At 44.9% G+C, this 16,940-nt stretch carries 27 protein-coding genes; 6 read left to right on the plus strand and 21 right to left on the minus strand.

What is annotated here, in order from left to right:
• Positions 1 to 117: 117 nt before the first annotated feature.
• The 3 genes from M2108_RS13105 to M2108_RS13115 form a co-directional block, all read right to left on the minus strand.
• Positions 118 to 732 carry a recombinase family protein gene (locus M2108_RS13105; protein WP_127606894.1) on the minus strand — a complete coding sequence of 205 codons (615 nt, stop codon included), beginning with the start codon at positions 730 to 732 and terminating at the stop codon, positions 118 to 120.
• Between the two features lie 187 nt (positions 733 to 919).
• A complete protein-coding gene (locus M2108_RS13110; protein WP_277469850.1) occupies positions 920 to 1,105 on the minus strand; it encodes a hypothetical protein in 186 nt (61 codons plus the stop codon).
• A gap of 34 nt (positions 1,106 to 1,139) precedes the next feature.
• Positions 1,140 to 1,340 carry a hypothetical protein gene (locus tag M2108_RS13115; RefSeq protein ID WP_277469849.1) on the minus strand — a complete coding sequence of 67 codons (201 nt, stop codon included), beginning with the start codon at positions 1,338 to 1,340 and terminating at the stop codon, positions 1,140 to 1,142.
• A gap of 291 nt (positions 1,341 to 1,631) precedes the next feature.
• On the opposite strand from M2108_RS13115, the gene M2108_RS13120 reads away from it, so the two are divergent.
• Positions 1,632 to 2,129, plus strand: a complete 498-nt coding sequence (locus tag M2108_RS13120; protein ID WP_076098449.1) for a hypothetical protein — start codon at positions 1,632 to 1,634, stop codon at positions 2,127 to 2,129.
• 68 nt (positions 2,130 to 2,197) lie between these two features.
• On the opposite strand, the gene M2108_RS13125 is transcribed toward M2108_RS13120, so the two are convergent.
• The 14 genes from M2108_RS13125 to M2108_RS13185 form a co-directional block, all read right to left on the minus strand.
• Positions 2,198 to 2,383 carry a hypothetical protein gene (locus M2108_RS13125; RefSeq protein ID WP_277469846.1) on the minus strand — a complete coding sequence of 62 codons (186 nt, stop codon included), beginning with the start codon at positions 2,381 to 2,383 and terminating at the stop codon, positions 2,198 to 2,200.
• A gap of 270 nt (positions 2,384 to 2,653) precedes the next feature.
• Positions 2,654 to 2,863 (minus strand): hypothetical protein, encoded by a 210-nt coding sequence (locus M2108_RS13130; protein ID WP_277469845.1) that lies wholly within the window; start codon positions 2,861 to 2,863, stop codon positions 2,654 to 2,656.
• A 54-nt stretch (positions 2,864 to 2,917) separates the two neighbouring features.
• Positions 2,918 to 3,577: a hypothetical protein gene (locus M2108_RS13135; protein WP_277469844.1), complete on the minus strand. Its 660-nt coding sequence runs from the start codon at positions 3,575 to 3,577 to the stop codon at positions 2,918 to 2,920.
• 186 nt (positions 3,578 to 3,763) lie between these two features.
• Positions 3,764 to 4,081 (minus strand): hypothetical protein, encoded by a 318-nt coding sequence (locus M2108_RS13140; protein WP_277469842.1) that lies wholly within the window; start codon positions 4,079 to 4,081, stop codon positions 3,764 to 3,766.
• Positions 4,082 to 4,108: 27 nt separating this feature from the next.
• Positions 4,109 to 4,387 (minus strand): hypothetical protein, encoded by a 279-nt coding sequence (locus M2108_RS13145; RefSeq protein ID WP_277469840.1) that lies wholly within the window; start codon positions 4,385 to 4,387, stop codon positions 4,109 to 4,111.
• A 174-nt stretch (positions 4,388 to 4,561) separates the two neighbouring features.
• Positions 4,562 to 4,744 (minus strand): DUF6906 family protein, encoded by a 183-nt coding sequence (locus tag M2108_RS31610; protein ID WP_481856904.1) that lies wholly within the window; start codon positions 4,742 to 4,744, stop codon positions 4,562 to 4,564.
• A 39-nt stretch (positions 4,745 to 4,783) separates the two neighbouring features.
• Complete coding sequence (locus M2108_RS13150; RefSeq protein ID WP_277469837.1) at positions 4,784 to 5,989, minus strand: replication protein; 1,206 nt, start codon at positions 5,987 to 5,989, stop codon at positions 4,784 to 4,786.
• A gap of 27 nt (positions 5,990 to 6,016) precedes the next feature.
• On the minus strand, positions 6,017 to 6,226 hold the full coding sequence (locus M2108_RS13155) for a hypothetical protein (RefSeq protein WP_277469835.1): 210 nt from the start codon (positions 6,224 to 6,226) through the stop codon (positions 6,017 to 6,019).
• A gap of 467 nt (positions 6,227 to 6,693) precedes the next feature.
• Positions 6,694 to 7,383, minus strand: a complete 690-nt coding sequence (locus tag M2108_RS13160; protein ID WP_277469833.1) for a Rha family transcriptional regulator — start codon at positions 7,381 to 7,383, stop codon at positions 6,694 to 6,696.
• 204 nt (positions 7,384 to 7,587) lie between these two features.
• A complete protein-coding gene (locus tag M2108_RS13165; protein WP_277469831.1) occupies positions 7,588 to 7,863 on the minus strand; it encodes a hypothetical protein in 276 nt (91 codons plus the stop codon).
• 79 nt (positions 7,864 to 7,942) lie between these two features.
• On the minus strand, positions 7,943 to 8,110 hold the full coding sequence (locus M2108_RS13170) for a hypothetical protein (protein ID WP_277469828.1): 168 nt from the start codon (positions 8,108 to 8,110) through the stop codon (positions 7,943 to 7,945).
• Positions 8,111 to 8,539: 429 nt separating this feature from the next.
• Positions 8,540 to 8,983 carry a hypothetical protein gene (locus M2108_RS13175; protein ID WP_277469824.1) on the minus strand — a complete coding sequence of 148 codons (444 nt, stop codon included), beginning with the start codon at positions 8,981 to 8,983 and terminating at the stop codon, positions 8,540 to 8,542.
• A gap of 130 nt (positions 8,984 to 9,113) precedes the next feature.
• A complete protein-coding gene (locus tag M2108_RS13180) occupies positions 9,114 to 9,263 on the minus strand; it encodes a hypothetical protein (protein WP_277469822.1) in 150 nt (49 codons plus the stop codon).
• A 207-nt stretch (positions 9,264 to 9,470) separates the two neighbouring features.
• Entirely contained in the window at positions 9,471 to 9,680 is a 210-nt protein-coding gene (locus M2108_RS13185) for a helix-turn-helix transcriptional regulator (protein WP_277469820.1), read from the minus strand.
• 150 nt (positions 9,681 to 9,830) lie between these two features.
• On the opposite strand from M2108_RS13185, the gene M2108_RS13190 reads away from it, so the two are divergent.
• Entirely contained in the window at positions 9,831 to 10,310 is a 480-nt protein-coding gene (locus tag M2108_RS13190) for a helix-turn-helix domain-containing protein (protein WP_277469819.1), read from the plus strand.
• Positions 10,311 to 10,328: 18 nt separating this feature from the next.
• Positions 10,329 to 10,769: an ImmA/IrrE family metallo-endopeptidase gene (locus tag M2108_RS13195; protein ID WP_277469810.1), complete on the plus strand. Its 441-nt coding sequence runs from the start codon at positions 10,329 to 10,331 to the stop codon at positions 10,767 to 10,769.
• Between the two features lie 150 nt (positions 10,770 to 10,919).
• Here M2108_RS13195 and M2108_RS13200 read toward each other — a convergent pair whose 3' ends face one another.
• From M2108_RS13200 to M2108_RS13210, 3 genes are all read right to left on the minus strand, one after another.
• Positions 10,920 to 11,651: a restriction endonuclease gene (locus M2108_RS13200; RefSeq protein ID WP_277469808.1), complete on the minus strand. Its 732-nt coding sequence runs from the start codon at positions 11,649 to 11,651 to the stop codon at positions 10,920 to 10,922.
• Between the two features lie 101 nt (positions 11,652 to 11,752).
• Entirely contained in the window at positions 11,753 to 12,391 is a 639-nt protein-coding gene (locus M2108_RS13205; protein WP_277469806.1) for a hypothetical protein, read from the minus strand.
• The gene (locus tag M2108_RS13210) at positions 12,381 to 12,842 is read right to left on the minus strand and encodes a helix-turn-helix domain-containing protein (protein WP_277469804.1); all 462 of its coding nucleotides are present in this window, start codon (positions 12,840 to 12,842) and stop codon (positions 12,381 to 12,383) included. The genes M2108_RS13205 and M2108_RS13210 overlap by 11 nt, the downstream gene beginning before the upstream one ends.
• A gap of 153 nt (positions 12,843 to 12,995) precedes the next feature.
• Between M2108_RS13210 and M2108_RS13215 the strand changes: the two genes are divergently transcribed.
• The 3 genes from M2108_RS13215 to M2108_RS13225 all read left to right on the plus strand — a co-directional run bounded on the left by M2108_RS13215 (position 12,996) and on the right by M2108_RS13225 (position 15,771).
• The gene (locus tag M2108_RS13215; protein WP_277469803.1) at positions 12,996 to 14,549 is read left to right on the plus strand and encodes a recombinase family protein; all 1,554 of its coding nucleotides are present in this window, start codon (positions 12,996 to 12,998) and stop codon (positions 14,547 to 14,549) included.
• Positions 14,550 to 14,562: 13 nt separating this feature from the next.
• A complete protein-coding gene (locus M2108_RS13220; RefSeq protein ID WP_277506192.1) occupies positions 14,563 to 15,573 on the plus strand; it encodes a YheC/YheD family endospore coat-associated protein in 1,011 nt (336 codons plus the stop codon).
• 72 nt (positions 15,574 to 15,645) lie between these two features.
• Positions 15,646 to 15,771, plus strand: a complete 126-nt coding sequence (locus M2108_RS13225) for a hypothetical protein (RefSeq protein ID WP_277469801.1) — start codon at positions 15,646 to 15,648, stop codon at positions 15,769 to 15,771.
• 531 nt (positions 15,772 to 16,302) lie between these two features.
• Here M2108_RS13225 and M2108_RS13230 read toward each other — a convergent pair.
• Positions 16,303 to 16,677 (minus strand): hypothetical protein, encoded by a 375-nt coding sequence (locus tag M2108_RS13230; RefSeq protein ID WP_277469800.1) that lies wholly within the window; start codon positions 16,675 to 16,677, stop codon positions 16,303 to 16,305.
• Positions 16,678 to 16,940 lie beyond the last annotated feature (263 nt).

Genomic DNA, 16,940 nt, shown 5'->3' on the forward strand with positions numbered 1-16,940 from the left:
GCTTCGCTGGTACTACCCCAAAAAGAAAAAAGCAGCGCCGGTGAAGGAGCTGCGATCATTGTTTTCGATTAATTATAACTGGCACCGGGCGAAACGAAATAGACGCCGTGGCAACAGCTAGAATCGCTCATTGATTTCCTCGTATTCCTTCACTCGCCGGTAAAACGTAGGCTTTTTCATACCGATCCGACGCATAGCCTCCATCGCGGAAAGCTGGCCAGCTTTCCATTCCTGGTACGCTTCCACAAACTTTTCGTCGATCTCCTGCTTGGGCCGACCGAATATAACGCCGTCCGCCCGGGCAACCTCGATCCCTTCCGCCTGCCGCTGCCGGTTCTTCTTGCGCTCCTGCTCGGCCACGTATGCCAGCAGGCTTAAAAATTGGTCTTCCATCACTTTGCCGAAATCGCCCATCGTTTTAAACTTCCGGGAGTCGAACAACGTTTCGTTATCCAGGCATACGATGTCAGCGCCGACTTCCCTCGTGATGTACTTCCACTCGGTAATTATGCCATCGTAATCCCGGCCAAGCCGGTCCAGCGCATCAATATACACCAAGTCGCCTTCCCGGATCATCAGACGCATAGCCTGATAGCGTGGGCGGTCGAAGTCCTTGCCGCTCTGCTTATCGACAAAAATAAACCGATCTTCAATGCCCAGCTCCCGAAACTTGACGAGCTGCCGTTCCGGATTTTGATCCTTAGCCGACACACGGCCATATCCCAGCTTCATATGACTTTCTCCCCCATATTCGTCTCAAAATATCCATGTCGAATGTGAAACGTCTCTAAAGTTATTTTAGGATATTTTGAGACGTAAATACAGGCATTTTTCCCGCGTATCAAAAAGCATGCTTTTTGGAACTATTGAAATAGAAATTGAACGAGGTCACCTCAAGATGAAACTCACTAATGAAAATTTATTTGTAACGTTTACCCACGAACTCTAATTGCTCAATTATGCGTATGAACTCTCTCTCCATTTTCTCGTAGAGCTCCAAATCTTCTTTCTTTATTGCTTCCTCCATAAGATCGCTATAATCTGCAAGTTGCTGCAATAAAGTTCGCCGCCGTTGTAGGTGTCCTTTCTGTAATTTAAAGTTCATTGATTCACGCTCCTCATTTATGTTTAGAGATCTATTAAGATTCTGGAACTACTTTATAATAAACCGCTTCAATACTCCCCTTAAATGGAAGGACACACGCTCCAGTTCTTTTTAGGCTGGATATAATCCCCTTGGCCTTAACCTTGTTCTCGTACCCCTCTATTTCTTCAAGTGTTGTATAACGTTCAAACCGTTTTCCCATACCCGTAATTCCGGTATACACAGCGATCTTCATTTCAATCACTCCTCGGTTATAATAATGTTGTCTTTGCCAGTGTAAGTAACACGAGCGATTTTATTGTCCGCATCTTTTATCTTCACGGGTTACCTATCTACTAGTCTACTAGCTCGATTTCTAGCAACTCCTCTACGAAATTTGCTTCCAGCCATTTCAAAATATAAAACTGCTCTACGGTTTCAGCTTTGGTTATCTCAAAATCCCCCTTGGCTTTATGCTGTTACCGATCAGTGTCTTCGTACTGCGCAATAGAATATTTTTTCTTCTTAAAGAGATACTAATCAAAATTTGATTATTTCACAGGGGGCAACAATTCTGAAAAAACTAATAATTTTCTTTGCTTTTTGTTTTTTAGCATTTGGAATTTCTCCATATGCTGCCGTAGCATCAAATGATCTCTTCAAAACACCTGCATCAAAACAATCTGATCAGTGGAAAGTTGAAATCAAGAAAGTTGAGAAATATGACTCTAAGATGTCAAAACCTCGTAAAAATGAAAGTGAAATGTACAACATTATCATCACCAATATCGGGGTTGGCTTAGAAAATGTAGTGTTTAACTCCTATAGAGATGAACCAAATACCCAAACAAAGTTCGGATTAAGCATTTCAGACGATCATCACAAAATTTTTAAACATGGCGAGATAGTCGACTTTTCTAATTTCCCTATTTCTGTTGATTCAAAGGAACTTCAAATCGAGATTAGTTGGTACGGAAAACCTTCAAATAACGAATCCCATGATAGAAAATACAAAGAAACCTTTACTTTCACACCAGCAAAATAATAGATGCATATTGGGCACTTCGGTGCCCTTTTAGTTTACAGTTTGCGTCAACCGTGCATCAATCCGTCTCATCGAAACATCTGTTTATATTCTTTGGAATCAAATTTACCCGTTTCCCGATCAACAGCGACCAGGCCGATATCCGTATGAAAAACATGGCATCTATCATTCGAATGTGCATAATGGACTTCTTTATAATCTGCTTCCATTAATACACGACACAAGATCATTTGTTCAAACAGACCCAGCTTCATAATTCACCTCCTTATCAAATTGCCGAACTACTACTTCGATAACTGCACGAGTCGTGCTATCTTCTGGGGGCTCCCAGCCTCGATCATAGTTGGCCAGATGTTTGCTGAACTCCTTTTGGTTGATTCGGATATATGGTCCTACTGATTCGACGCTCGGATATGCCATATACGAGGATGGCTCTCAGAATACATGTGCTTGTACATATAGACCTTGAACCTCTTCTTGAAAGCTGTCCCCTGCGTACAGGGGACGTTTGTATTCCAGTGGCCTTAGTGTTTATCTCCCTTTTTGGCATATAACTCATACTCATCTGTCATAGCAGAATCCCCCAATACATTTCCGTTAAACAGGACTTCTAATGCTGTTTCAGAGGCATGCCCTTTTTTCAAAAGATCGGCATACATCCATTTGAGATAAGCATCCTCATTTACAAATCTGAGCATTTGCGCTGCATTGAATACGGGATAATCTGATTCCATAAGAGTCATCCTTTCTGTCCTGAAGTTGAGATCTATTAAAGTCCTGAACGGTCTCTAGATAATTCGCAGGGACTGTGCCAGTAAAATAAGTGCGGTTTTCTTCACCTGATAATACTTCGCACGGTACCAGTTGAATTTGTTCATTAGGTACTCATCTAACTCTTCCTCCCGGCAAAAATACTTCGCTTCAATCAGCATGAGTTGATCAGGATCAAGGCTACGCAAGGCTTTTTCCATCGGATATATCTGATCCTCAACCTCCCATATTTCATCCTGGAGCCGTTCGGCTTTATCATACATACTCATGACGGCTTGCTCCGTTGATGAGTGAGGGATTCCTGATCGTCCACTGACTCCGGTAAGTTCCATCCCCGCCGTGACCTTAGGCTCTTTCGGTTTCATCTGCATCAGCTGTGATTTCAACCAATTGATCCGTTTATTTGCCTGATAATATTGCTTCAAGCGGTACTCTACGATAGATACGTATTGCTGCCGGATGGCTACAGGGATATTCATTTCAATCTGTTCCACTTCTTCATCGCAAGCACGGACAGAAGATTTACTCGTTTTCTCCAAATGCTCCTTAATGATCATCAGTTCTTGCTCCACCGCAGCTGTTATCTTTACTGACTTCTTCAACTTTTGGTACCTTGCAAATAACCAATCCACCGGTACCAATGAGATGTTGAGCTCCGTGACCTGAAAGTTCTTCAATCCCTCACACTCCCCCCTGGGTAAGCCCTCTGTCTCTTGCAACTCGAAATCCCAAGAGCTTTGTTCAAATCCCTTGTTACAGACAATGCACTGGAAGGCGTACTCTCCTACTTCCTGGCACCTATTGCCGCAATGAAGGCAGATCAATCACCTTCCCCCCTTCGCTTGCTTGGTTCATGTTGACGGTTAGACTCTCATCATTTCCCATGGCAGCAGCTTATCCTTAATCTCCTGGTAGGCATCGGTACGGTCGTACAGTGCAACATACCGATGCTGCGTATCCGCTGTGCCTGCGCCAGCATTGGCGCTGTAGAGAAAAGCTGATGGAGCTTCAGCATGAGGTGTACCCAAGACTGGCACGCCAAGCTTTTGACAACGCGTTTTGGTTAGCAGGATGGCAAAGGAATAACCCTTGCCTTCCCAGCGCTTGGAACGCGGAATGTAGTACGGTAGACCGGATTCCAGCACTTCTTGTTTGGTAAAGCGCCCCTGTGTATTTGGCATTGTGCTCCTCCTTCATTCTCGAATGGTTCAGCCTTGACGAGTCACCCAGGCAAAACCGATCTCGCCCCGTCCCGGATCTTCCACCACATAAGCCACACCTTTCGTGATGTACGGGTTGGTAGTGATCCGCAGTGATCCGAAAGAGGTCTTGACAGACTCATACTTAGCAATATCTGCATCCGGACACACACACATTTTCAGGCGGTCAATGGTGCACCCCTTACTTGGAGATAACAGTGGGCGGATTGCCCTGTTAATCATGTCCATGGCGCGAGGATGAATCGGCTTGGCGGAGAATTGACTCATAATCCTGCCCCTCCTTCCCACACATCAAAATAATTGTAACTCGCCCGCCTGCTCGGTAGTTGTAAACTAAGTACTTCCTATCTCAAAAAGAGAGCGTATGTTCTGATTTAAATGCATGACTCTCCCTGTCGGAAGCCCTATACTCTCCCAGCTTCGCTCCGTCTATAGCTTTTACTAGCAGTTCAGCAAACGTGTCGTTCCCTTCTTTTTGTGCACAATCTCTATCTGCCCGGGAGTAGCACGTAATACCAGCCAGTTCTCTGGTGCCAACCGGTGCAGGCTGATCACTCCCTTTTGCTTCCGTGTGGGACGCACGGCTCTACTCTTCTTTTCCCGGGATTTCACATGAGTGCTCATCTGTTCCGTCCTTTCAATTCGTTGTTGGTATTTGAATTTTCATCGTTGACGCACTGCGGTTCGTTCCAGGGCTTTGGCTTCCTTGATCTCTTGTGCCTTACGCATCATCTCAGCCATTTCATCCGGGTTAGGCATCGTCCCACCTCCATCATCGGTCGAGATTAGGATCTGCGGCTTTCTGCTTCTTCCGCCCTGGCTACGCGAACCTTCGTAGCTCCTTGAAACATGCTGCGTAACTGAAGGCCCTGCGGATTTCCTGGTTTCCGGGTTGTTGTCTATGCCGCCCCGCTCACGATATCCCCGGAGGATGCCTTGTACATAAGCCAGGTTTCGCTTATCTGACCCGAGCCGGTAGGCCGCTCTCATGGCGGTATGCAGCCACTCTCCTCCGTAGGTGTCGTATAGGGACTGCAGGTCATTTTCGTCAAACGGTGTTAGCCTGCCGCCTGCGATAAAGTTATTTTTGTAGTCAAGCAAGTTGTTCTGGAAAGAATAGGGCTCCTGATCCGGCTTCACCATGTCCGTGCTGGTTCTAGTTGTTGTTATTGTTGTAGTAGTAGTTCTTTTAAATCTTTTAATAGCTTTAATACTAGCTTTAGAAACGCTGAAACCCTTGATACGACTAGAATAATTGCGTGTCACGGTTCCCTTTTTGGGAACTGTGCGGTTCCCCTTTCGGGAACTGGCTAGTTCCCTTTTCAGGAACTCAATTCCCTTTTCAGGAACTCGGTCCCCTTTTAGGGAACTCGGTTCCTCTTTTGGGAACTCGGTTCCTCTTTTGGGAACTCGGTCCCCTTTTGGGGAACTCGGTTCCTCTTCCGGGAACTCAGTTCCCTTTTCGGGAACGGTAAACTTCAGTAAATTAGCTGAAGGCCTCGCCAGATTGAGATTGATTAGCTCCTTGAACCTGTTGGGATTCGCACTGATGACTGACTCCATGGTCCAGAGATCGTAATGCTTATTCAGCTGAAAAGTATTCAACTCCTTATCCCAAAGAATGACATTCCCTTGAAGAAGCTCTTCTAAGACACCACGGATATGATTTTTACCTATCCCTGTTTCAGCAAAATCCTTCAATTCCGGAATGATCGCCGATGGCTTCCCGCACCCCCAGCTCAGCGTCAGGATAAAATCTATGACATTACGCTGGCGCTGAGAAAATTTCCGCCGGATCAGCTCTCGGTGTATTTCATGCGATATTCTGATGTGAGCATCCGTTGGCTGAGGATTAACACTGGAATCCACGGCATCGCCTCCTGTATTCTGTCGGGCCTAGATCGCCCTGAATCGCTTGGTTCTCTTCTGCCATTCCCGGTTCAGACCGCAGCCCTTGGCGGGGAACTCATAATGCCTGCGTCCGCATACAAACGACACGAATAAGCCGGTTGCCTGCTCGTAGTACATCCCGTTCAAGACTTCTGGCGGCTGCTCGATCTCAACATCGATTAGATCAAACAGATCCATTTGCTCGACATGCTTCATCGCACGCCCCCCTTGTCACTCCGGTCTACTGAACGCAAAATTGCGCTAAGTGAGGAAATTGCATTACTGAATGTTTTATGAGATAATAGCCGCGCGTGTTGGACCAGGTACGTAAGCATTTGCGGTGCTTATGTACCTTTTTTGTTGTTCACTCCGCATAATGTTCTTGACTAGCACATGATGCTGCAGCGGATTACGTTCAAACCAGATGGTCGCGAGTAAGGGTAATGTCATCTCTTCCTGCAAAAGTTCCTCACCTCCCTCTAGTCCCCGGCACTGAGCGCAAAATTGCGTTCAGCCTCTCTGCAAAGCTCAGCGCAGAAATGCGTTCACTGACCTGTAGCTACTGAGCGCAATACTGCGTTTATCCCAAAATGTACAAGAAACACTTAACGACAGACTGCGTTCAGTCCACTGGACGCATAGAATCGTTCATTAGACGAAACTCAACTGAGCACAGAACCGCGTTAAGTTAGCGGTCTCCAGCCTTCCACATATTGCAGTGCCTTCTCCAAGTCTTCTTTGCGGATATCCCTGTAGCTGGCAACCTCAAACTCGGCATAGATCGCCCGGTACAATTGCCGGTAGAATCCCGGCCTCCGGCTTGCCTGATTCGCCAACAAGATCACCCTGCGGCCTATAGCCGCATGCAGCTTCTTCTGCTCCACGGTCTTGAGTGTGACTTCCTTGACTACATCGCCCAGCCGTTGCTCTACTTCCTGTACGCGTTCCTTCATTTGAGTAAAAATCGCTTCACTAATGAACAACGGATTGGGTGGTGCGGAAGCAAGCCTGCCTTGTTGTTGTAGCTGGTTCTCCATTTGATTGAAGGCCGCAATATAATCTTCCTTGAATCTCGCCGCTTCACGACCGGTAAAGCCCGTAATCAGGAACACAAAACCGTCCCGGGTCACCTTGTAATACGGATTCTTGCGTCCCGACCTATCCGAATATTCACTAAGCGCAAAATTGCGTTCAGTAAATTCGGGACTGCATTCCAGTGTCTTAATGCTTCTCAGAATATCCGCATGACGTTTGCCGAACTTGTCCGCAATGCTCCGGCTATCGGTCATGGCTTGTCCATTCTCCACGTAGACAAAATGGCCGTTCTCATCCTGGTTTCTTGCAAGCGATGGAACTGTAAGTCCGTTTGTCATTAACATCCACCCTTCGTTATGCCGTTCTGATGAATCAAATACATTGCTGTACATAGGGGATGGAGTAGCCCTTCCTCTACGGCGGATTCCGCGACCTTCCCGGCACTGACCGGTAGGTTTCGGCTGGTATCCCTCCAGCCATCATCAGGCGGTTATTCATCATAAGAAGCTATAAGCGCAGCCATAATGCCTGGATCGGCTCCGTCAGCCCTTCCTCCTCACTGAGATCGCATCGGCCCACTCCCACTCTTCAGGTTGCTCGGAATTTGAAGTCCGTTCATAAATGTTGTGATAATCAGCTTCAGCTACAGTCTCCACACGATATTCCATCCGTCTTCCGATCTGATCCTTGCCTCTGAAATAGAGATGCTTCCGGTCGTCTGACACTACCTTCACAATTGCAGAGATGTGCAGCCAGTCCTGCAGATATTCTGCAGCAGCCCTGCCAGTGATCACCGGCAATGAGTTTGCATTCCCCACATACATTCACTCCTTTGGTTGTTATCTGATTTCTCTTATTTCATTTACGAGAAATCCCGTCGCTACTCTAATGTGCCAGTTAATCAAATGATCTTTCATACAGCTGGGCAGCTTCCTCTATGGTCTTAAAATCAAATTCATAATACACGGCACGAACGACTTCTCTAATCTGTTCCTCATCCCAGCCTTTGCGTGATAATGCCGCACGGATATACCCAAGGCAGGCATTATTGCTCCACTCTTGCATATGGTCTTCCTCCTTTGATTGGTGGGGCGTTCAGAATCAGCCTCTTGAATCCCACTGATAAACTCTAGCTGGCCTGCATCTACTTCGTTGTATTGGCATATCGTTTACTAGGGATTTCACCTCTCCCCCCATTCTTATGATTGGGTTAACGCATTTTTGCGTTGAGTGCTTAGGCACTCAGTAATCCTTCCTTCATTTCGAACTGAGCGCAAAAATGCGTTCAGTATAAGTCCTGGGCTTGTCCTATTTCTCTACAAGGAAACATGCAGCCGCACTAAGCCCAGAATGTCTTCCGGAAGATCCAGAATAATGGTTCGCAGGAGGTGAAGTTCTTCTCTTGCCTTTTGGCGATCTGATTCTGTAATTAAAGTGTTGTTAGCATCAGACAAAACGGCAAGCTGCATGTATCGGATGGAGAGTGCGTTCCACTCACTCATGGGGGATGCTCAATAAGAGAGAACTTTTGTGAACAAATTCACCTTGAATCACACATCCTTGAGGAGATAGTGGTGGACTTGCTTCTATGTAATCTTTAACAAGCCCCCGCCTTTTTAACTCTTGACCATAACCTCCTTCAAAAAGCCGTTTGAGTATAGATGAGATACATCTTTCTGTGATGGCTTCCATACGCTTGAGTTGTTGCTGGTAGACCTGCGCGTCATAAACATCCGTATGATTCTTCCATTCCTTGATTTGCTCTAACTTCAAATACATGCATTCAAGCCTTTTAAACTCCATTTCGTAATGCGATTGTATGATTTGCTCTTCATTGGCCTCTATTTTTGAAAATAACGAATGTCGCTCTTCTTTAATTGCGTCAATCTCTTGTGTTCTCTTCACCAGCCGCTGGGCAATACTTATTAATTTCCTCATTACACTTGCTCCTGTCTTCTTCCGAATGACTTCTAGGCCCTGCCCAGAATATTTGAAATTGAATGAGTTCAAATTATGAATTAGCTCCTTATATAAACGCTTTATAAAGGCTATAATGATTATGTTTGCTTCATTCCGGATCTGCATTATCTTGTAGGCATGCCCAAGCAGCATCAGCAATCGCAATCTCCACTCTCTCCCGTTCTTCCGGGTCTGTAACAAGATGGTCATCGCAGATGTGAACCTTTGTCTCACCAAATGTATAGGTTGCAACAATCATGCCAGCATCCCCCCTGGCATTATGTGTATGCCGGGATGATCGAGGGACAACCATGATTTCTCACCACCTTTTTTATTTTTCGAATAACATTAAGTAAAAAAATAGGATGTTCGTTTTTGGAACACTATAATCGAATTTATACATTTCCCCCATTGCATGATTATTGTTTTATGAGTTCAAGACATATGATTAAATCGAATGACTCGTTTAACGAACATTACTTTGAAAAAAAATGAGATCTACACTTAACTCTAACTGGCATGATATTAGTTGTGCCACTTTTAGAGAGGGATCATGTTCTCCTCTTTCAATGTTAGCTAAGTATGCTCTTGAAATACCAACTGATTTTGCAAGTTCTTCTTGAGTCCATCCTTTCTTTTTTCTAGCAATTATAAGATTCTCACGCTTCTCTTTCATTTCCCTCCCACCTTCCACTTGCTCGTTTTACGAACTTTAATAACCACATTATATGTTCGTATATCGAGCATGTCAATACTAAATAGCTCATTATATGAACGTTTATTTTACGAACATTTTAGGTTATTCTTTAGGAAGGCGGTGAATGATATGTCTTTATTTAATAATCGACTAAAAGAACTACGAAACGAACGTAGTCTTACTCAAGAACAATTAGCAAATATATTGGATATTCCTTCAGCAACTATCCGAAGATTAGAAGTATCCAATTCAATTCCTCGGAGAGATCGGCTTGTTTTGTTGGCTAATTTCTTTAATGTATCTACTGACTATTTGTTAGGCGAAACAGATGATAAAACACCAAGTAAAAAAAAGGACAGTGAAGAAGAAGGCTTTAGCAAGAACAACGGTAAGGCTTATTACAATCTCACTGCCAAAGACGAAAAGGACATCGGCAAAGACCTGGAACGCATGCTTGCTGATCTCCAATCAAACGAGGCATTAGCTTTTAATGGGGAACCCATGGATGAGGAAACCAAGCGGTTATTTGCTATTTCACTTGAAAATTCTTTGCGATTGGCCAGAGAACTATCTAAACAAAAGTTCACTCCCAATAAGTACAGAGATTAATCAGGAAAGGGATACAGCATGATCAAATCCACTGTAGCCCAACTGATCAAGAAGCACAGAACCAATGACCCATTTGAGATTGCATCCCAGAAAAACATCCTGGTTCTTTTTGAATTGTTGGGTGACATGTTAGGCTACTATAATTCCAGTCGTCGATTACAAATGATACATATTAATAACGCTGCCTCTGAGCAGGACCAACGTTTTACTTGCGCTCATGAATTAGGACATGTCATTTTACACCCGAATGTGAACACTCCATTTCTACGAAGACACACTCTTTATTCTGTGGATCGGATTGAACGGGAAGCGAATCAATTTGCTGTGGAGCTTTTGATGCCTGATGAGTTGCTTTATGAATCTAAACATAAGAATTTGACTGTACAAGAAGCTGCGGCAATTTACGGGGTTCCTTCTGGGTTTGAACGTTTAAAGAAAATGCCTGATTTTGAATTATAACAATATCTGATTGTTATCACTAAGTTAGACATATTTTTGTAAAAAAACAGGCTATGGTAGCGACTTCCGTCTCATACCATAGCCTGTTTTTTAAAAGAGAATGCCTAAAATCCAGAGTATTAAAGAACCTGATATTGGGTTAGTGATCTTTTACACTACTTCAATTGTTTTAATATGCCGGCATTTGGGAAAGCTGCTGCAGCCATAGAATTGACCCTTAGAGCTATTTCTTAGGACAAGTTTGCTTCCACACTTTGGACAAGTGTACTCATCTACCGGCACCTCCGCAATAACTGCTTTGGGTGAAGGTGCTGCTCCCGGATTCATGGCAAGAATCATCTCAATTAGGGCTTCGCGGTTAATTAGCTTAACCCCGTTGGATCTTGCCAGATCATAGGCAGCAGTTGTATAATCACTGTTCGATACAACCCAAGCTTCTGACGCTCCATAGTGAGCAATAGATGCTTGCGCCTCCTGCACAGCCTTGATTCCAACATTTTTGCTATAGCGTTTGGCTTGAACAACAATCTTTTTATTATTCTTCTGAATAATGAGATCCGCCCCATAATCTCCAGCAGCCTTGGTTACTTCAGCCTTATACCCTTGTGCTCGGAAAAGATGCCCTAAATACTTCTCAAACTGAACACCTTCCATTTTGTCAATGTCAGAAATCCCTGACTTCTTCAGGCGTTCAGCTCGTTTTTGTCCAATAATAATCATTATAACGGTTACTATAGCAATCCCAATAATTGCTCCAACTACAGCACCTTGAATAGATTTTGTTACATAATACCCCCCAAATGCCAACCCCATTGCTGCCAAGCCAACCAATCCTTGAAAAAACTCTTCTTCCTGCTTTGCTTTACTTTTTCTTCTTGCCATTCTAATCCCCTCCGCTAACAAAAATGTCATAATTCAACATTCTCCGTCAAGGAAGGAATTTCCTCTTTTTCTATAGCACTTTAGACCCAGTGGTTAGAATCTCAAAACAAGGAATCCTGAATTTCCGGTGTCAGGAACATATCCAAATTCATTACACGAATCCTGCCAAACGGATCAATGAAATCTTTAAGATTATAAGTCACAATGATATCAGCGTTATGTATAATAGCGGCAGCCATCACAGGGTAATCATCCATATCTTTAAGCGGCTTTTTACGTCCTCGTTCCTTCTTCGCTTCCTCCTGTAACATAGCAATTGTCTTTCCCAAATACTTCTCTATCACATCTTGGCCTTTATTGCTCCATCCATATTCCTCCTGCAAAATCTCTTCCACAATCAATTTATAATCATCTGAAAATTCAGGCCAAGCAATGTGTGCCAATGAATCCAGAAATTCCACATTAAAAATTCCGTCGAACATTTTGAAGAGTAGCATAAGTTTGTCATGTTCGAAAGCAACTGGTATCATCGGGCCATCTTTCTCCATACGGGTGGCTATACCTCCTGAGCGCAGCAATCCATAGAATTCTGCCTGAACCGCTTTGGGCAGGCAGAATTCCACAAGACCGTTGATGTGCAAATCATATAACCGGTCGAATTCCTTGCGAACCCTATGGTTACGGTAAATGAACCGATCAGCGAGTATGCAGCCATCCCAGATCACAATTTTAGTCTTCATCACGGTATAGATCCTTACGATTAACGAGTTCCATCTCAACTGCATCATTGAAAATGGCTTTTTCAAGCACTGAGACTTCGGCTTCTGCAGGAGGACTTTTAAATTGCTTCTTTGGAATTCGGATGTCCCTGCTATGTTGACTGGTACGTTCCCACTCAATTTTATTGTGCTTAATCCATTTATACACTGCTTTATCCGTCACATTGAAGCGCTGAGCAACCTCTTGAACCGTATAGAAATCATCTGATTGGAAAGCATTACTCAAGGTCGGAGTGAATTTAATCTGGTGCCTGTTACGAAATCCCGGCTTCCCTCTACGCAACACACTTCTTGAGGAAATGATTACAGAAGACTCTAAAATACTCTGCGCATTGTGAATATCCTGAGCAGTAACACTCCCTGATTCAACCTTCTCCAGAAAATGAAGCAAATTCTCTTTAACCTTTGACATAAGTAGCACCTCCTTAGCTTTAGTATATCACAATAGAATATAATTCAACCATAATTCAACCTACCCGAAGACAAAATAAATTGTTTTTTTGATACGTCACCCCTTATAATACATCCATAAATATTCGCCTATAACTCAAAGGGGATGTACATAATGGATGTAGCTCTTTACTTGCGAAAGTCCAGAGCAGATGAAGATGCTGAGCGGCGCGGCGAAGGTGAAACCCTGGCCAAACACAAAACAGCTCTGCTCAAACTTGCCAAGCAATTAAAATTAAATATCATTCGTATTCGTGAAGAGATTGTCAGTGGTGAAACCTTAGTTCACCGTCCGGAAATGCTGCAGCTATTAAAAGAAGTAGAATCCGGTGAATATGATGCAGTTCTGGTTATGGATATTGACCGTTTTGGACGCGGCAATATGCAAGAGCAAGGATTGATCCTGGAGACCTTCCGTTCAGCTAAGACTAAAATTATCACTCCACGAAAGACCTATGATTTAATGGATGAATTCGACGAGGAATATAGTGAATTTGAAGCTTTCATGGCCCGTAAGGAACTTAAAATCATTACCCGTCGTATGCAGGGAGGCCGGAAGCGCTCTGCAGAGGAGGGTAATTTTATTGGTACTCGTCCACCATTTGGTTACCTGATTGAAAATCTTCCAGATGGTCGTGGACGCACCTTAACCCCCCACCCAGAACAAGCTGAAATCGTAAAACAAATTTTCGCCTGGTATACCCATGAAGATCCTGAGCAGCAAAAAGGCGGAAACAAAATTGCCTCTGAATTAGAACGGCTTAAAATCCCCTCCTACAAGGGCGGCAGTTGGTCTGCTTCCTCTGTCTTAACCATTCTCAGGAACGAAGTATACATCGGAAGAATTCAATGGGGTAAGAAAGAACTGAAGAAAAGCAAGGACGGAAGCAAACACCGTACCTCACGCCATAGGAGCCGCGAAGAGTGGGTTGATGTTCTAGGTAAGCATATACCTATTATCGACAAGGAAACCTTTATGAAGGCGAATCGGAGGCTCTCAGAGCATCACCATTCTCCTCACCAATTCAATGTAGATGGCAAACCTAGAATGACTTCAGCACTAGCCGGTCTTGTAAAGTGCTCCGAGTGCGGACTGACCATGGTTTATCGCCCCTACGGCAAACGACCCGCTCACTTTCGTTGTAATACTGTCGGTTGTCCTACCCGCAGCAGCCGATATGATGCTATCGAGGCCAGGATCGTTGAAGGACTTGAAATTTGGCTGAACGACTATAAGATCAAATGGGGAAAAAGAAATCAAACTACACCTCAGAGCGAACTCAAGCTAAAAGAACGAGCTCTAGCTTCACTGCAGAATGAACTAAAAGAACTTGAGAATCAAAGAGGAAAATTATTCGACTTTTTGGAACGAGGTATTTATACAGAAGAAGTGTTTATGGAACGATCCCAAGAAATCTCTAAACGAATAGCTGCAACAAACGAGGGGATCACCAGAGTACAAAAAGATCTGGATCTGGAACTAACCCGCAAAGAAGCCAAAAGCAAGATCATCCCCATTGCAGAATCTGTTGTGAAGTCATACTACCAGACCGACAACCCCATGAACAGAAATGCGTTATTGAAATCCGTACTTAACAAAGTGGTTTATAAAAAAGGCCCTACCCAGTCTAAAGAACAGTTTGAGCTGTTCCTGCACCCACGTCTATGATGTGGGTGTTATTGTGTTTACACCCATGGATGTCAATACGGGGAAAGAGCTGATCCATGCCATGATCTACGACCCGGTGAGCGGCAAATGGTCGCGCAAATGGCGGGCTTTCCCTAATATGATCTACGACCGCTGCCGGATTCAGCGCAGCTCCCGCTTCGAGCAGCTGCTGCGCTTCCGTTCACGCTACAATCACCTGACCTTTCTGAACCGTCCGCTGCGCAACAAATGGACGATCCACCAGACCTTTTCACAGAAGACCCGCTTCCGCCAGCATATGCCCGAGACGCTGCTCTACCAGTCTTCGTCCGATCTGCTGCGGATGCTTAAAACGAGTCCGGTCGTCTATGTGAAGCCGATTAACGGTACAGGCGGACGCGGCATTTTGCGGATCGAACGGCTCAAAGAGGGGCAGAGCCTCTACGATATTCAGGGCCGCCGCCAGAACCGTCAGATCATCTCCCCGCGCAAGGTGACGCTGTCAAAGCTGGAGGCCATTGTCCGCCAATGGTGCGCCGGCGGGCGTTTCCTAGTCCAGCAGGGTATCCCGCTGCGTCTGCCGGGCGGACGCTTCCATGACTACCGCATGCTCGTGCAAAAGAACGGGCAGGGCGCATGGGAGCTGACCGGCATCGCCGGCCGCGTCGGCGCCGCCCGCAGTGTCACCTCGAACCTGCACGGCGGCGGCCATGCCGTCCGTGCGGAGGTGCTGCTGAAGGAATGGCTCGGCAGCGCGGAGAAGGCCGACAAAGCGATGAAGTCGGCCGAGAAGCTCGGCCTGGAAGCCGCCGCCTTCCTGGAGGAGAGCTTCAGCACGTTATGCGAGCTGGCACTCGATCTTGCGATCGACCGCCAGGGCCGGATCTTCGTGCTGGAGGTCAACCCCAAGCCGGCCCGTGAGGTGTTCGCCCGCACCGGCGACAGCAACACCTACCGGACAGCGCTGGTACGCCCGCTGGAGTATGCGCTGTGGGTGCACAAGAACAAGAGCACGCCTGCCCCGGCTAAGGCGGCGGAGGAATAACCATTACCAGTGTACTGTATAGGGTAGTTTCTTTTTCATTCTCATGCGTGCGCGGTGAGTGGCTGATGTGCTGTGTTGCAGGGTGCTGATGTGCTGAGTGCTGATACGCTGATGCGCTATTCGGCTGATCAGCTGCTCGGCTGCTGGCTGCCCGGCTACTCGACTGCCCCGTTCTCTGAATCAGCTGCTTATTTCTAATTCAGTTGGATTTTCGGCACTTAATTCCACACTTTTCCGCGGATTTCTGCCACTAGTTGGAAAAATTACACCTATCTCAAATGAAAACTCTACTTTGGTGCGAATCCGCTGGAATTAAGTGTCCTTTTTCCAACAAATATTGAAATAACGTTGTTTTACGAAGAAATAGATGGCGATTTTCCACTTAGTTTGCTGAGAGTGCGCTCTGAAGAGTAGATTTTTAAAGAATATAATCAGCAAGCTCCAATACCCAGCCTATTATATAAAGTGCATAGATGAAGCATACGATCGTAACGATAAAGCAAACTAACATTAGCCCAGACATTTTATGTTTAATTGAAAACATTATGAAAAGCACGTAACAAACCACTATAACGGATAACACGCTTATTGGAACTACCGGATTATTATACTGGGGCTGTATAGTAAAAAATATAAATTCGTCCTCTTCCTCACCGGCACCGCTGCTCAAGATGCTCACCCTTAAGCTAAGCTTCTATATCTGTCAAAGCAACAATCAGCTCCCACGTATCACCCTTCTATTAAGCTGTAGAACCTGACTTCCCCATCAGCAGTTTCGGCAATTATAATGTCATTCCGCTCTTTTGCACTGAATATTTTAGTACCTGGTTCCAGCTTATTTGCGGTCCCGTTCTTGAATTTTCTACCATCCTTCTGCTGCTCAATAACCTCCGTTATTTCTTTATCTTTGGAAAGCGGCAATTCATTAACCCAATCGATCCCTGCACTATAAATAATATCCTGGTACATAAAAATGTTTGCAGCGGGATCCGCGTTTAAGACATCGTTAGCTGTTGGATTTCCGGTGGTATTTGATCCTGTGTTCAGGCTACATCCGGACAGTACCCATACAAACATTGCAACTGCTATCATCATTTTAGGCATTTTACACGCTCCTTGATCCCATTTAAAAGATTATAGATCAACCTCTTGACAGCTGTTTCTTTTAAAATGTTCGCGATAATCTGCAACATTCCTGCCCAACGCTGCTTTCCTTTTGACAGGAAAAAATGCCAATTCTCTGTAATGGACACAAATGACCTTATTTTGGTCAAAATCCGGTTTCCGAGGCGCTAACGGACCCCAGAGGCTTTATTTGCATACATTTTTCCTCCACCATGCTATTTATAGACTATTAACGGCGCTAC

This window comes from Paenibacillus sp. PastM-3 (assembly GCF_029893965.1).
GTDB lineage: Bacteria > Bacillota > Bacilli > Paenibacillales > Paenibacillaceae > Paenibacillus_AQ.